Annotated in this window: 14 protein-coding genes; 11 read left to right on the top strand and 3 right to left on the bottom strand. The window is 41.4% G+C overall.

All coding sequences use genetic code 11. From position 1 onward, the window contains the following. Positions 1–42 precede the first annotated feature (42 nt). From V7K85_RS33685 to V7K85_RS33660, 6 genes are all read left to right on the top strand, one after another. The gene (locus V7K85_RS33685; RefSeq protein WP_334820633.1) at positions 43–1,299 is read left to right on the top strand and encodes a vWA domain-containing protein; all 1,257 of its coding nucleotides are present in this window, start codon (positions 43–45) and stop codon (positions 1,297–1,299) included. 12 nt (positions 1,300–1,311) lie between these two features. Then, a complete protein-coding gene (locus V7K85_RS33680; protein WP_334820631.1) occupies positions 1,312–2,592 on the top strand; it encodes a vWA domain-containing protein in 1,281 nt (426 codons plus the stop codon). Between the two features lie 592 nt (positions 2,593–3,184). Then, the gene (locus V7K85_RS33675) at positions 3,185–3,874 is read left to right on the top strand and encodes a Crp/Fnr family transcriptional regulator (protein ID WP_334820629.1); all 690 of its coding nucleotides are present in this window, start codon (positions 3,185–3,187) and stop codon (positions 3,872–3,874) included. A 585-nt stretch (positions 3,875–4,459) separates the two neighbouring features. Continuing rightward, positions 4,460–4,621 carry a hypothetical protein gene (locus V7K85_RS33670; RefSeq protein WP_334820627.1) on the top strand — a complete coding sequence of 54 codons (162 nt, stop codon included), beginning with the start codon at positions 4,460–4,462 and terminating at the stop codon, positions 4,619–4,621. A gap of 384 nt (positions 4,622–5,005) precedes the next feature. Further along, on the top strand, positions 5,006–5,392 hold the full coding sequence (gene gloA2, locus V7K85_RS33665) for an SMU1112c/YaeR family gloxylase I-like metalloprotein (RefSeq protein WP_334820625.1): 387 nt from the start codon (positions 5,006–5,008) through the stop codon (positions 5,390–5,392). Between the two features lie 72 nt (positions 5,393–5,464). Continuing rightward, entirely contained in the window at positions 5,465–6,256 is a 792-nt protein-coding gene (locus V7K85_RS33660) for an Rpn family recombination-promoting nuclease/putative transposase (RefSeq protein ID WP_334820623.1), read from the top strand. A gap of 210 nt (positions 6,257–6,466) precedes the next feature. On the opposite strand, the gene V7K85_RS33655 is transcribed toward V7K85_RS33660, so the two are convergent. Both V7K85_RS33655 and V7K85_RS33650 read right to left on the bottom strand, forming a co-directional pair. Then, positions 6,467–6,778 (bottom strand): hypothetical protein, encoded by a 312-nt coding sequence (locus V7K85_RS33655; protein WP_334820621.1) that lies wholly within the window; start codon positions 6,776–6,778, stop codon positions 6,467–6,469. Between the two features lie 368 nt (positions 6,779–7,146). Further along, positions 7,147–8,223, bottom strand: coding sequence for a PIN/TRAM domain-containing protein (locus tag V7K85_RS33650; RefSeq protein ID WP_334820619.1), 1,077 nt, complete (start codon positions 8,221–8,223; stop codon positions 7,147–7,149). A gap of 247 nt (positions 8,224–8,470) precedes the next feature. Between V7K85_RS33650 and hemW the strand changes: the two genes are divergently transcribed. Together hemW and V7K85_RS33640 are read left to right on the top strand one after the other, a co-directional pair. Then, entirely contained in the window at positions 8,471–9,652 is a 1,182-nt protein-coding gene (gene hemW / locus V7K85_RS33645) for a radical SAM family heme chaperone HemW (RefSeq protein ID WP_334820617.1), read from the top strand. Positions 9,653–9,662: 10 nt separating this feature from the next. Next, positions 9,663–10,550, top strand: coding sequence for a UTP--glucose-1-phosphate uridylyltransferase (locus tag V7K85_RS33640; RefSeq protein ID WP_334820615.1), 888 nt, complete (start codon positions 9,663–9,665; stop codon positions 10,548–10,550). Positions 10,551–10,883: 333 nt separating this feature from the next. On the opposite strand, the gene V7K85_RS33635 is transcribed toward V7K85_RS33640, so the two are convergent. Then, the gene (locus V7K85_RS33635; protein WP_334820613.1) at positions 10,884–12,281 is read right to left on the bottom strand and encodes a hypothetical protein; all 1,398 of its coding nucleotides are present in this window, start codon (positions 12,279–12,281) and stop codon (positions 10,884–10,886) included. Positions 12,282–12,799: 518 nt separating this feature from the next. On the opposite strand from V7K85_RS33635, the gene V7K85_RS33630 reads away from it, so the two are divergent. From V7K85_RS33630 to V7K85_RS33620, 3 genes are all read left to right on the top strand, one after another. Next, positions 12,800–13,948: a THUMP domain-containing class I SAM-dependent RNA methyltransferase gene (locus V7K85_RS33630; protein ID WP_334820611.1), complete on the top strand. Its 1,149-nt coding sequence runs from the start codon at positions 12,800–12,802 to the stop codon at positions 13,946–13,948. 55 nt (positions 13,949–14,003) lie between these two features. Then, the gene (locus tag V7K85_RS33625; RefSeq protein WP_334820609.1) at positions 14,004–14,276 is read left to right on the top strand and encodes a hypothetical protein; all 273 of its coding nucleotides are present in this window, start codon (positions 14,004–14,006) and stop codon (positions 14,274–14,276) included. Between the two features lie 210 nt (positions 14,277–14,486). Further along, complete coding sequence (locus tag V7K85_RS33620; protein ID WP_334820607.1) at positions 14,487–14,753, top strand: hypothetical protein; 267 nt, start codon at positions 14,487–14,489, stop codon at positions 14,751–14,753. Positions 14,754–14,900 lie beyond the last annotated feature (147 nt).

Raw genomic sequence — 14,900 nt, 5'->3', positions numbered from 1 at the left:
GTTATTTATTAATATGTATATCCGGAATAGGGACTTTGAGTTATGAAGGTTAGTTTGCAGCCTGCCTTGAATGATGGTAATTTGGACGCGAATCAACTGAATAGTCAACGTCAGTTGGGAATTTCGATTTCGGCGATCGCAGAGACTCAAGACCGCAATGTGCCACTGAATTTATGCTTGATTCTCGATCATAGTGGTTCCATGAATGGGCGATCGCTAGAAACTGTCAAAAAAGCAGCGATTCGTTTGGTAGATAGACTTAATCCTGGCGATCGCCTCAGTGTGGTAGTTTTCGATCACCGTGCCAAAGTCTTAGTACCCAGTCAAAGTGTCGAAAATCCAGAGAAAATCAAACAGCAAATTAACCGCTTATCTGCCGATGGTGGGACTGCGATTGATGAAGGATTACGCTTGGGGATTGAGGAGTTGGCAAAGGGCAAAAAAGATACTGTTTCTCAAGCCTTTCTATTAACCGATGGGGAAAATGAACACGGTGATAACAATCGCTGTTTTAAATTCGCCCAATTGGCTGCTAGTTATAATTTGACTTTGAACACCTTGGGATTTGGTGACAACTGGAACCAAGATGTTTTAGAAAAAATTGCCGATGCTGGCTTAGGTACTTTATCTTATATTCAAAAGCCTGAACAGGCAGTGGATGAGTTTAATCGCCTGTTCAGCCGCATTCAAACAGTGGGATTAACTAATGCTTATCTGCTATTCTCCCTGATGCCCAATGTCCGGCTAGCGGAACTCAAACCTGTTGCCCAAGTTTCCCCAGATACAATTGAGTTACCACTGCAACAAGAAGCTGATGGACGTTTCGCTGTGCGGTTGGGAGATTTAATGAAAGATGCGGAACGGGTGATTTTAGCTAATATTTATTTGGGACAATTGCCAACAGGTGAACAAGCGATCGCTAATGTCCAAGTCCGCTATGATGACCCAGCCGCCAACCAAGTAGGTTTATTTACACCAAATCTCCCAGTTCATGCCCATGTAGTGAAAAATTACCAAGCAGACCCGAATCCCCAGGTGCAACACTCTATTTTAGCATTAGCTAAGTATCGCCAAACCCAGCTAGCCGAGACTAAATTGCAACAGGGCGATCGCACTGGTGCAGCAACAATGCTACAAACGGCTGCTAAAACTGCGCTGCAAATGGGAGATACTGGGGCAGCGACGGTGTTACAAACTTCTGCCACCCAGCTACAAGCGGGAGAAGATTTATCCCAAAGCGATCGCAAGAAAACCAGGATGGTCTCGAAAACAGTTTTGCAAGATACCCCTCCCCAGTAAACTCAGGTTTAGATGAAAGTTAAATTGCTATCGGCGTTAAATGACAATAATGTTGATGTGGCTCAAACAAGTAGCCAACGTCAACTGGCAATGACGATTTTTGCGCTCGCTGGTGAGTTTGACCAAAATCTGCCGCTTAACCTCTGCTTGATTTTGGATAGAAGTGGTTCCATGCATGGACAACCAATTAAAACGGTGATCCAGGCGGTGGAAAGATTAATAGATCGGTTGAAAGTAGGCGATCACATCTCAGTTGTGGCTTTTTCGGGTTCTGCGGAAGTCATTATCCCCAACCAAGTGATCCAAGACCCCGAAAGCATCAAATCTCAAATAAAAAGCAAACTCAGTGCTAGCGGCGGTACAGTCATCGCTGAGGGTTTGGAACTGGGAATTACAGAACTGATGAAGGGCACAAGAGGCGCTGTTTCCCAGGCGTTTCTGCTGACGGATGGGCATGGTGAAAGCGGTTTGCGGATTTGGAAATGGGATATTGGGCGAGATGATAACAAGCGCTGTCTTCAACTCGCGCAAAAGGCTGCAAAGTTGAACCTAACTATCAACACTTTCGGATTTGGCAATAGCTGGAATCAGGATTTGCTGGAAAAAATTGCTGATGTCGGTGGTGGGACTCTAGCCCATATTGAACGTCCTGAACAAGCTGTGGATCAATTTAGCCGACTGTTTGGGCGCATTCAGTCGATTGGGCTAACTAATGCCTACTTGCTGTTATCTCTAGTGCCCAATGTCCGACTAGCAGAACTTAAACCGATTGCCCAAGTTGCCCCAGACACAATCGAGTTACCAGTGGAACCAGAAGCTGATGGTAGCTTTGCTGTACGTTTGGGAGATTTGATGCAGGATGTAGAACGGGTAGTTTTGGCTAACATTTATTTGGGACAGTCACCAGAAGGTAAACAAGCGATCGCGCATCTGCAAATCCGTTACGATGATCCGTTGGTTAACGAACAAGGCTTACTTTCGCCCCTCGTGCCAGTGTATGCAAATGTAGTACGAGCGTATAAACCGGCATCCAATCCCCAGGTACAACAGTCTATTTTAGCATTAGCGAAGTATCGCCAAACCCAGTTAGCTGAGGCGAAATTGCAACAAGGCGATCGCACTGGTGCAGCCACAATGCTGCAAACGGCTGCTAAAACCGCTTTACAAATAGGAGATAAAGGGGCGGCGACAGTGTTGCAAACCTCAGCCACCCGCTTGCAAGCTGGGGAACAACTTTCGGAAGCAGACCTCAAGAAAACTAGAATTGTGTCAAAGACCGTTTTACAGGAATAGTAAAAATTCAGCTTTGCTGATTAACGGGATGAAAGTTTCACGCCAAAGCGCAAAGCAAGAAAAAATATTTTATTCCTCAATTGAGCAACAAAGTAGTTGCATATTTCTAACTTATTGATTAACAACTACTGAAGAGTTTGACTTAAATTATTCCATCAACTGGAACTCTCCGCGTGCCGAACGATAACTGACTAGATTGTTCTCAATACTGCGTAGGTTTTGCAAATTCGTGAATCGAAAACCCTTGTGAAGACGTTATAAGCTAAACCACATCTAGTTTGCATACCTAATTGTAAGCAATATTAGGGAAGTGGGACATAATTTGATGTGATTTTAATAACACTATTTTTCTTCACAAATGTTTAGCGCTTAGTAGCGATCATCTAATTACTGTTAAAGTAGCTTCACAAGCCAGATTGCTATGTTAGCCTACTCACATATAATTATTATATATATATGTGACTTAGCTAACATAAAGGATTTACAAAAGATAAATCCTTTGTCAGAGGTTCTTGATTGCTATCGTTTATTTAATAGAGATAAGACTGGCTTAAACAGCGTTTGCTATCTGTATTTCAAACATTCTGCACTTGTGAAAAACCAACTTTTAGCTGCCCTATCCTCTGAGGAATACTCTCGTCTTGCTCCTTATATGGAGGTTGTCTCTCTAAAGTTCAAGCAAGAACTTTATTCACCTAACCAACCAATTGAGCACGTCTATTTTCCCAACTATGGCGTAGCCTCTTTGCTCACAGTAATGACGGACGGTTCGGCAATCGAAGTGGCTACGGTGGGCAATGAAGGAATGGTGGGTCTTCCAGTATTCCTGGGAGCCGATAGGGTTCCAGCGGAGTGTTTTATGCAAGTTGCTGGCTCTGGCTTAAGGATGAGAGTAGATGCATTTAAAACTCATGTCACCCCAGATAGTCAGTTGTACAATATACTACGACGATACACGCAAGCGCTGTTTAATCAAATTGCCCAATCAGCTGCGTGTAACCGCCTGCACTCAATAGAACAGCGAATGTGCCGTTGGCTGCTGATGACTGCCGATAGAGTAGAGACAGACACTTTTGCACTGACTCAAGAATTTCTCAGCATAATGCTAGGTGTGAATCGCTCCACTGTTAGCCTCAATGCCTCTATTCTTCAGAAGGCGGGGCTAATTAACTATAGTCGCGGGCAAATAACTATCCTTGACCGCTCAGGTCTAGAAAATATCACTTGCGAATGTTACCAAGTCGTCAATGCGGAGTTTAGGCGTTTGCTTAACGGTAAGTAGGTTGGCGTAAATATTTATCGTTGGATGAGGCGGGAGGTAAGCGGGTTTGAGTCTATTTAATTTTTCTTAACTAACGCTATGTGCGACTTTCTCTCAAACCTAACCCCCAAACTCAACCCTTGTAGCGTTGGGGAGCAAAAATCAAAGCCTCTCTCCTTTTAGGAGAAAGGTTTGGAGAGAGGTCAGAATATTAAGTCGCACATCGCGTTAACTATAGTTTTGTTTTTCCACACCGTTTTACTTAATTAAGATTATTGGCTCCATCTTTGGGATTTCCAACAAATAAATTATCTAATTTTGTGGGGTGCGCCGGACAGCCCGCCTTTAGCTACGGGTTTGAGCAAGCAGTATCTCTTTTTGCTTGCTAAATCTACCGAAATGAAAAAGCAAACTGGGGTTTGAGAAAGCAATATCTCTTTTTGCTTGCTAAATCTACCGAAATGAAAAAGCAATATCTCTTTTTACTTGCTAAATCTACCGAAATGAGAAAGCAAACTGGGGTTTGAGAAAGCAATATCTCTTTTTGCTTGCTAAATCTACTGAAATGAGAAAGCAAACTGGGGTTTGAGAAAGCAATCAAGCATTTTGAGTAAGCAATATGCCTTTTTGCTGATTGAATATGAAGTTTTGAAAAAGCAATATGCCTTTTTGCTGATTGAATATAAATTTAAGTTAAATATGCAAAAGATTAAACATCAGGCAACAACGCTAAAGGATGGATACAAATACGGCTTGGCTCAACCGTAACGGCTGCTCCTTGCTGTTGCGGAGAGTGCTAATCCCTGACGGGGCAACAGTTTCATAGCGGTTAGGTAGTTCAATGATGCGATCGTCCTACTTGGACGATGCAAAAATTAAGGCTTGCTGAATATTTTCATCTTCTAATTCTGGAAAATCCTAGCGCAGTTCTTACCAATTAGGGTCATTTCTATCCGTCAGGCTGCAACACAGGTGCTTGATGAACTCAGAGTAATAAAAAGGTTAAAGCTTAACCTTAGCTTTAGCTTTCAATGCTGGTAAATGTGGTATTGCTAAAATCTAGATTCCCTATCTAAAGCCCTTGTCTTGCAAAAACTAGCAAAACTCTGCTAAAACTGCTGAAGTAAATGATTGGTAGCTTGAGAAGTACACATGAAAACTACTGGCATTCATCATGTAGCCATTATTTGTTCTGACTACGATCGCTCCAAAAAATTTTATGTAGAAGTTTTAGGCTTTTCGATTATTCAAGAGACTTTTCGTGCCGAGAGAAATTCTTATAAATTAGATTTACGAGTTGGAGAAAATGCTCAAGTTGAGTTATTTTCTTTCCAAAATCCTCCGCAACGATTTAGTAGTCCAGAAGCTTGTGGTTTAAGACATCTTGCTTTTAAAGTTGATGATATAGAGGAAACTATTTTTTACTTAAATTCACAAGGTGTCGAAACAGAAAATATCAGAATTGACGAAATTACAGGTAAGAAATTTACTTTTTTTAAAGATCCAGACAATTTGCCGTTAGAGATTTATGAAAATTAGAATATATAAATGTTTGGAGCAAATAATTGCAGATAAATAGCAAATTAGCGAGCTATTTGGTAAAATTCTCAAATGTTTGACAATATCTGCAAATTTTTAGCTGAAAATTTCTCCAGCGACTTCGCCACTTGGTTATTAGGCGAACCCATTACTTTCACAGAACTAAGTCCAAAAGAATCATCTCTCGAACCCATTCGCGCTGATGCCCTAATTCTCCTACAGTCGGAGCAAAGCATATTACATTTGGAATTTCAAACCCAAGTGGATGCGGAAATTCCTTTTCGGATGATTGACTATCGGTTGCGAGTATATCGCCGTTTTCCAGACAAAGCAATGCATCAAGTTGTAATTTACCTCAAGCAGACAAATTCAAATTTGGTGCAGCAAAATACATTTACAATTTCTAGAACACGCCATGAATTTGCTGTTATCAGACTTTGGGAACAACCAACCGAATTATTTCTGAGAACGTCTGGACTGTTACCCTTTGCGGTTTTGAGTAGTACAATTGATCCAGAAGCCGTGCTTAACCAAGTTGCACGGGAAATTAATAGTATGACAGAATCAAGAAATCAAAGTAATATTGCTGCTTCCACGGCGATTTTAGCTGGTTTAGTATTAGACAAAGAGGTTAGCAGACGAGTTTTGAGGTCAGATATTATGCGCGAGTCAGTGATTTATCAAGATATTTTAGAAGAAGGCAAAGCTGAAGGCAAAGCTGAAGGCAAAGCTGAAGCTTTACTTGAAGTGGCAATAAATCTAGTTAATACTGGTATGCCATTAGAGCAGGTAGCAAGAGTTACAGGGTTATCAATTGAGCAGTTACAGTATTTACAGGTAACTGAGTCTGGTGATTCCCAATAAATAATCGGTGCAGTCAACCTGCACCGATTGCACAATTTATATTTAATTGCACCGGACATTTCCGAAGTCCACTCAAGTGGACTAAAACCCTTATTCAGTCTTCTAAAGAACACCTTAGCTATTAGCCTCAGAATGAATTCTGAGGTGGTTGTTGGGATTGGTGCAATATTTCAGTCTCAATATACTTCAGGCATTAGCCTTTTAGGTTAATTATAGATTTGCTATCGGCAAATAACTTAAAGCTTCTGGTGTAACGTATCGACCTTTCGCTTCTTTCAGCAAAGCTTGAATTTTAAGTAGTTGAGTTTCTATCACTTCAATTACAATTATATGTTCATTTTCATAAATATCAAATACAAACATTTTATTTTTTAATGCCAATAATAAATCTTGATTTGCTGTGAACATATAAGCAGCATAAAATTCACCAGGTAAGCTTTGTAAAAATTTTTTAGTTTGTTCTTTTGTTTGAAAAATTCCAGCAATTTTCATAAAAGTCATATTTACCTCTACTTGAGACAATATTTTTATAATTATTACACTTTAAAATTTAGATGGTTGCTCGGCTAGCAAGTATTATTTACATTTCTTAATTTCACGTGAGTCTGACTGGTGGATAAAGGTACAAAAAAGGCTGAAACTGAAATAAGAATATAAAACAAGTTTGAATTATACGTAAATGCGATATAAATTGAGTACTTATCGCTTTTTCTGAGCTTTACACGTCCCACAGTCAACATAAAATGGGTTGTTTTCACTGACATAAGTTCAACATTCAGAACAAACAAAAATCCACTTTTTACCCTCTTCATATTTCACCCTATACAAAATCGGTGCAGTTAACCTGCACCGTTCGCACAATTTATATTTAATTGCACCGGATATTTCCCTCACGCCAATGCGGAAGCTTGAGGTTTGGCAAAAATCATTCTTCCTGCTGTAGTTTGTAAAGCACTGGTGACTACTACTCGCAGTTCACCACCCACATAACTGCTACCTTCTTCAACAACAACCATTGTACCGTCATCTAGGTAGCCAATACCTTGACTTGGTTCTTTGCCTTCCTTGAGAATTTTCAAATCTAGGTTGTCACCAGGTAAATAACTGGGACGGACGGCATTGACTAAATCATTCACATTCAAAACAGGTACTTTCTGAACACTAGCGACTTTAGACAAGTTGTAGTCGTTGGTTAGCAATGTACCGCTGATTTCTTGGGCGAAGCGCACTAACTTCGCATCCACTGTGGGAATATCTTCATAGTCAACTGCATTAATCACGATGCGATCAGGGTAATCTTCCTTAATGCGGTTGAGAATTTCTAGTCCTCGCCTTCCCCGCACCCGTTTTTGGTCTTTGCTAGCATCCGCTACTTGTTGGAGTTCTTGCAAGACAAACTGCGGCACGAGAATTTGCCCTTCTAAAAACCCTGTTTCTAGTAAGGCTTCAATGCGACCATCGATAATGCAACTGGTGTCTAAAACTTTGGTATTGGCTGGTTTTAGCGTTCCTTCCACAACCATCGATTCGACAGTGTTGGGATTAATAAACCGCAATAAACCTCGCCCGTGGGTGTCTGCCAAATTCATACCAGTGACAGAGAGGATAATACTACCGACAACTGCCACTAGTGGCTTAATAAATCCAAAATCTGCCGGTATAGGTAGCAAAAATAGTGGGGCTAGCATCAGGTTAGCTAGTAATAGCCCAATCACTAAGCCAATGGCACGAGTTAAGATCACTTCGAGTGGCATTTCTTTGACTTGTGATTCTAGGCGACGATATGTCGTCTGGAAACTCAGCCCGATCGCACCACCAATAATAGCGGCAAACACGGCAACAACTAAGCGTAAAGCTTCAACATTTGTTACCTGATCTAGCGTGCCATTGGGTAGTAGTTCAATGCTGTAGAACCCTATTCCCGACGCTGCTAGGATAAATGAGAAAACGATAATGGCGTCAAGCATGGTTGTCTTGTTTCCTGCAACTGTGGTAACCGATATTAAGTATTTTTTATTTCATCGGTAAGATAAACTAATCAATATTGACTTACACTAAAGGTTTAGTAGGACAATATCTGCAATTATTATAACGAAAGGCTTTTATCTTAATATTTTTCATTGTTTCGTTGTAAAACGACAAAAACTTGTAAATAAACAACTCATTTTCATTGTCTCTAATTCGCAGTTGGATTAACTTAAAACTTTTCTCAAAATGAGTCAAAAATTTAATATTTCTGGAATCGCGAGTTCTGCTTATGTGCATATTCCCTTTTGCAGACGGCGGTGTTTTTATTGTGATTTCCCAGTGTCTGTTGTGGGCGATCGCTTGCGGGGCGAAACATCTGGTACTATCTCCCAATATGTTGAGGTGCTATGTCAAGAAATTGCCATTACACCAGCATTTGGTCAACCCCTGAAGACAATTTTCTTCGGTGGTGGTACTCCTTCGTTGCTATCAATAGAGCAGCTACAACGTATACTCACAGAACTAGAGAAGCGTTTTGGTATTGCGCCTGGGGCAGAAATTTCTATGGAAATAGACCCAGCCACCTTTGATTTAGCACATATAGCAGGCTATCGCAATGCAGGCGTGAACAGGGTAAGTTTGGGTGTACAAGCCTTTCAAGAAGAATTATTGCAAACGGCGGGGCGATCGCATTCAGTTGAAGATATTTTTGCCGCTGTGGAACTAATCCACCAAGTTGAGATTCCAGAATTTAGCTTAGACTTAATTTCCGGGTTGCCGCATCAGTCTTTGGATCAATGGCAGGATTCTCTAACAAAAGCGATCGGGCTTGTACCTACTCACATTTCCATCTATGATCTTACCATCGAACCAGGTACAGCCTTTGGTCGTTACTACAAACCTGGTGATACTCCTTTGCCCACGGATGAAGCCACAGTCAAAATGTACCAGATGGGGCAGCAAGTTTTGACTGATGCAGGTTATGAGCATTATGAAATTTCCAATTATGCCCAACCGGGTCATCAGTGTCGGCATAATCGGGTTTATTGGGAAAACCGCCCTTACTATGGCTTTGGCATGGGTGCGGCGAGTTATGTTGAGGGAAAACGCTTCACTCGTCCGCGTAAAACTAGAGAGTATTACAAGTGGGTGCAAGCTGGTGGTGTGATTGATTGTAATCTGACTCCCCCAGAAGAAGTATTGTTAGAAACGTTAATGTTAGGGTTGCGTTTGGCAGAGGGTGTAAGTTTGGTGGCGTTGGCGGAAGTATTTGGGGAAGAGAAGGTAGAGGAAATTTGTAGGTGTTTGCGATCCTATTTTGAGAAAAGTTGGGTAGAAGTTGGAGAGGGAAGGTTGCGTTTGAGTGATCCTCAAGGGTTTTTGTTTTCTAATGTGGTGTTGGCAAAGTTGTTTGAGAAGTTAGGGTGATCAACTGGTTATGCTAAAAAATCAGGTTAGAAAAGCTGTGATTCCAGTAGCTGGTTTCGGTACTCGTTTGTTTCCAGCTACTAAAGTTGTGAAAAAAGAACTTTTCCCGATTATTGATCAAGATGGTAGGGCCAAACCTGTCATTCTCGCAATTATTGAAGAGGCAATTAGTGCTGGAATTACAGAAGTAGCGATCATAGTGCAGCCGGACGATAAAGAAATATTTGAAAATTTATTGAAAAATCCACCCAAAAAAGAACTTTTAGAGAAACTTTCACCGCAAAATCAAGAATATAGCCGATATCTTGAAGAATTAGGTAGCAAAATTACCATCTTATTGCAAGAGGAGCAATTAGGCTACGGTCATGCAGTATTTTGTGCCAAAGATTGGGTACAAAATGAGCCATTTTTGCTCATGTTGGGCGACCACATTTACGCATCTGACACCGACAAATCTTGTGCTAGTCAAATTTTAGATGTTGACAAACAAGTTAATCAAAGCGTTGTGGGTTTAACTACAATCCCAGCAGAGATTATTCATAAAGCTGGGTGTGTAACAGGAGTTTGGCAAGATTTAAACTCGATTCTGGAAGTTACACAACTCTATGAAAAGCCTACTATTGATTATGCACAACAGCATTTGCGTGTAGAGGGAATGTCAGAAAATGAGTTTTTAGGTATATTTGGCTTATATTTACTAACGCCGAAAATTTTTGACTTTCTAGCAGAATACATCAACCAAAATTTCCGGGAACAAGGTGAATTTCAGTTAACATCTTGTCTGGAAAGATTGCGTCAGGAAGAGGGAATGACAGGATATGTTGTTAAAGGCAAGTGTTTTGATACAGGATTACCAGATGCTTATCGTCAGACAATAATTGATTTTAGAAAATTATAGATTAATCTCAGTTCAATTCGTTTGTCTGGGAGGATCTCACTTTTCAGGTGGCTCAAGCAGACAGTAAGCCATTGAGGTAAGTAGAGCGATGAGCAAGGACTTGAGCCACATTGAAACTATACCGTTTAGTTTGCCCCTGGTGACAGCCTCCTGTTTTCTTTGTTATTAGCTACTCCATAGCCTTAACCGAAGCGTATTGGCTATAGCAGGGGTGTGTGGGGCCTGTGGTGCAACACTGACTCACCACACTCTCCAATGATTATCATTACCAAGCACTGACTACTTTATTCCTTGGAAGTCTCTTGTGTGAAGTTGAAAATTAAACTAAATCAATCATAAAACTACCTCAAAACTAGCAGTAGTTAGAGCCGGAAAAGAGGTAGCACCCAATTGTGCAAATTTACCCCCCGAATTAATATCAGCAAAACTATCCGCTGAACCATTGGGGTTATAAAAAAGACTACCATTAACGCTATTGTAAACAATTTTCGCACTACTAACTGCTGCTAAACTATCGGTCGTCACTGTGGCAAAGTCTGCGGAATTTAATGCAGTTGGGAAGACTGAGTTCTTGAGAGCGGTAAAGGTATTTTTCGATAGTTGGATCTTGTCTTGATCAGGAGTGAAGTCATTAATAGTATCAACTCCGAGTTCCCTAATATCAAACTTTGATCCTGTTGCAAATGCAAACTTATCTGAACCTGTGCCTCCTATTAAGATGTCGTCCCCACTATCTCCCTGTAGGTAATCGTTGCCGTTGTCACCGATCAGAATATCGTTTCCATTACTGCCAAAGAGAATATCATCACCGTTGCCCCCCAGGAGGTTGTCGTCATCACTACCCCCATCTATTTTGTCCGCACCAGATCCACCAAAAAGGATGTCAGAACCAGCCCCCCCATCAATGTAATGGTTGCCAGCAACACCAGAAAGTGAAATATTGTCATCACCGCCCCCAGCAAAAATAACCTGATCGCCAGGCGAAAAATCCCCCTTATTAAAGTTATCGTCTCCATTTGTGGTAGCAACATCAGTACTTATCACATTTCTGGATCGAGCAATTGCCTCTTTTATGGTATCAGCAATATTCTCACTATTAGAACCAAGAGTCAGTACACCACCTCGACCAAGCTTGCTAACTAGTCCCTGGTAATCGGCTACAACATCACTCGTAACTAGAAAAATTGGAATAATGTTATTTGCTTCTAGCGCAGTTTTTACTTGTCCAATCTTTGGATAATCTTCATAAGGATCAATTACACCATCTCCATTATTGGCAATAGTATCACTTGGACTAACTGCTGCACGATCGCCGGCAACGTGATAATTACTATCAGTGGCTATAAAAACAACACGAAATGAACCGACTCTGTAACCGAGGCTGCCACCGCTATCTAAAGCTGTGTACAAAAGTGCGTCTAATTGTGATTCACGCCGATCATTGCCACCAAAAGCTTCAAAGCCAAAGATTTTGTCTTTAACTGTTGTTACATTATTTGTCAAAGGGACTTCTGCTTGATATACATAGTCAGCGTAACCCCCAAAAGGCGGAATTGGCTTATCTTTGAAAGAGGCAATACCAAATTTCAGGTCATTACCAAAGATACCTCCTAAAATGGGGTTGGTTAAACGATTTACTGTCGCCGGAAGTACGGCTTTTAGCTCGACCAATTGGTCATAAGTTGACGCTGTTAAGTCTTGTAGCAGAACAATATCAGATACTAGAGTCATAGTTTATTCCTCTGACTATTTTAATTAATGGGTTGTATTGCAAAGTGCATGAATACTATTTCAGCTTGATACTAGCAGGATTAATTGATTTAAGATAGTACTTAAATTGAAAAAATATAATCTATTTCAACAAATATTTGCAGTGTCCTTACTCAGCCCTGATTTTGTTTGTCTAGAGCTTGTTATCCTGAGTTACTTAATTCGTTGTATCCTACTAACGTTATGATCGCAGACTTAACGAGAGAGAATGTCAAAGTAATTCGTAATTGATAATACTCGCCTCTGGCGCAAGCTACATAATTCGTAATTGTAAGACGCTCGCGGACTCGCTAACGCTGCGCTATCAGTACTTGTTTTGTACCCTCCACTGTCTTGTTGACCACCAAATCGGAGATTTTGGTGCTTGCTCTGTATCCTGTTAATTACGAATTACGAATTAGTAATTAATAGGATACAAGATATGAGTTAATAAAGTACGTCAATGGGTCAGCAGTGAAGACAATGCTTTGGATTAGAGGATGAATCAGTATTTTGCAACGGTTGCTCGCGGATTAGAAACCCTTGCGGCTCAGGAGTTAGAGCAACTGGGTGCCCATTCCGTGGAGCCAGGGTTTTGCGGTGTAGCCTTTGAGGGCGATCGCACCCTGCTCTATCGGGTCAACCTCTGGGCGAGGCTGCCGTTCCGAATCTTGGTGAAGCTACATGAGTTTCCTTGCGAAGATGCCAAGGATCTCTATCGTGGCATTCAGACCATCGATTGGCTAAACTATTTGACGCCAGACATGACGCTGGCGGTGAATACCACAGGCAAAAACGATCGCCTCAACCATACTCACTTCACGGCCCTCCAGGTCAAAAATGCGATCATTGACCAGCAGCAGTCAAATCTGGGTGAGCGTTCAAATGTAGAGCTGCAAGCACCAGATGTGCGGATCAATGTTCATATTGATCGCGACTGTTGTACCGTCAAACTCGACAGTTCTGGAAATAGTCTGCACCGCCGAGGCTACCGCCCTGCGGTTGGATCAGCCCCTCTAAAGGAATCTCTGGCTGCTGCCCTGATTCAACTTTCGGGCTGGCAGCCAGACCAAATGTTCTACGACCCTCTCTGTGGGTCTGGCACCTTACCGCTGGAAGCTAGCTTAAAGGCACTTAACATAGCACCAGGACTGTTTCGCGTTCGCGCAAGCGCTGCTTTAGCAGGTCGCTTTGGATTTGAAACTTGGCTCGATTTTGATCTGTCCCTTTTAGAGAAGCTGCTCCAAGAAGCTAGGGACAGCCAACTGGATACCCTAACTGCGCCTATTTGGGGAAGCGATCGCGATGAAAATGTGATTGAGCAGGCGATTAACAATGCTCAAAAGTGTGGCGTTGATAACCATGTATGGTTTTCTCAAATGGAGCTTGCCGATGTTGTCGCCCCCGCAGACAGTGGGGTTTTATTCTGCAATCCACCCTATGGCGAACGGCTGGGGCGAGATAGCGACTTGGGGGCATTTTACAAACTTTTGGGCGATGTATTGAAACAACGCTTCAAAGGCTGGACTGCATTTGTGCTAAGTGGTAACAAGGAACTGTCTCAATCAATTGGACTAAAATCATCCCAACGAATTGCAGTGTACAACGGAACGCTGCCCTGTCAGTTAATGAAATATGAGCTGTACTAAGTACAGCTCATATTTCATTAATTCCTAGCGAATTAATGAAAGGCAATACCTTGCAATGCCAATCCGTCCCTCTGCAATGCCAATGCATCCCGATACAATGTTAATGCGTCAAGATGCAATGCCAATGCGTCAAGATGCATTAAAAACGCTACGCTTTTACGCAAAACTGTCTAAGACAGAATCGCTCAGATTTTGCGATTTCCGGTTTGTAGTATGTTTAAGGCGATCGCTCTCAACTACTCTACTCAGTAAAAAATACATTGCCTCAAAATTTAGTGACATTGGGGATGTGCTGTATTGTCGAGGTTTAATGAGAACCGCGACCTAAATCCGCTGTTGGATGAATTGGCTATCTCAATAGACTCATATCAGTCGGTGAGATTTTTAATCCTCTTTGATAAATTTAACTTGAGCTAAAAAAACTTCAACCCTTCTCTGAGCATAGATTCAGACAGTTAAGATCACAAATGCTTTAAAAAAGTGCCAGTATGATCTGTGACTGACAATCTGCAATTTATTTATTGTTAAAAGGCTATTTATGTCAGACCTATTCACCTTTACCGTTACCAATAAAACCGAACTGGCAATTACAGAGTTGTGGGTATCTGTCGATGATCAAGAGTGGGCTTCATTTAGCTTGGGTGAGTCAGGGATTCCATCAGGTGAAACAGCAACAATTGCTTGGGCTGAATATACGAATGGTTCCCCCTGTGAATGGTACATCTCTGCTGTATTTGAAGATGAATCAGAAACTGAGTCAGCCCTATTTAACTTTTGTAAAGAACCAGCTTTAACAATCGGATAAATTCCCCACTGCGATCGCTATAAAGCGGGCGTGTACGCCATCGCGCTTGACAGATGATTGCATATCGGCTATGGACATAAAAATAAAAGCCCTAGCTCGAAAGCATCTAGCTGGTGCTTGATATTATAATTGGTCAGATTTTGCGAT

The organism is Nostoc sp., from assembly GCF_036917615.1.
GTDB lineage: Bacteria > Cyanobacteriota > Cyanobacteriia > Cyanobacteriales > Nostocaceae > Nostoc.
Note: the sequence above shows the minus strand (reverse complement) of the source record. Positions and strands in the feature narration are given on the sequence as shown.